The organism is Salinicola sp. MH3R3-1 (assembly GCF_001937155.1).
Classification (GTDB): Bacteria; Pseudomonadota; Gammaproteobacteria; order Pseudomonadales; family Halomonadaceae; genus Salinicola; species Salinicola halophyticus.
This window is the reverse complement of record NZ_MSDP01000130.1, coordinates 1-510: the sequence shown is the minus strand read 5'-3', so window position 1 is coordinate 510 and position 510 is coordinate 1. Positions and strand designations below refer to the sequence as shown.

The following is a 510-nucleotide window of genomic DNA, read 5'->3' as shown; positions in this document are numbered from 1 at the left end:
TAACGACGGCGGCGTCAGCGAGCCCAAGACGGTGACGATAACCGTCACGGGCACCAACGACGCTCCGGTCGCCGTCACCGATACTCAGACCACCGGCGAGAACACGTTACTAACCGGTCAAGTCCCGGCCGCGACCGATGTCGATGGCACCATCGCCAGCTACGCGCTCGACACTGGCGTGGGCCAAGGCAATGGCGCGTTGAGCTTCAGCGCCGACGGCAGCTACACCTTCACCCCCGGCACCGACTTCGACGGCTTGGCTTCTGGCGAGAGCCGCGACGTCACCTTCAGCTACACCGCCACTGATAACGATGGCGGGGTGAGCGAGCCGAAGACGGTGACGATTACCGTCACCGGCACCAATGATGCGCCGGTAGCTGCCGCTGATACTCGGACCACCGGCGAGAACGCGGCGCTGACCGGGCAAGTGCCGGCAGCGACCGATGTCGATGGCACCATCGCCGGTTACGCGCTCGACACTGGCGTGGGTCAGGGCAACGGCAGTCTCAG

At 65.5% G+C, this 510-nt stretch carries 1 protein-coding gene; it reads left to right on the top strand.

The window, feature by feature from the left end:
• Positions 1–510 (top strand): Ig-like domain-containing protein (locus BTW08_RS18720; protein WP_168170696.1); only part of this gene is annotated, 510 nt, incomplete at both ends.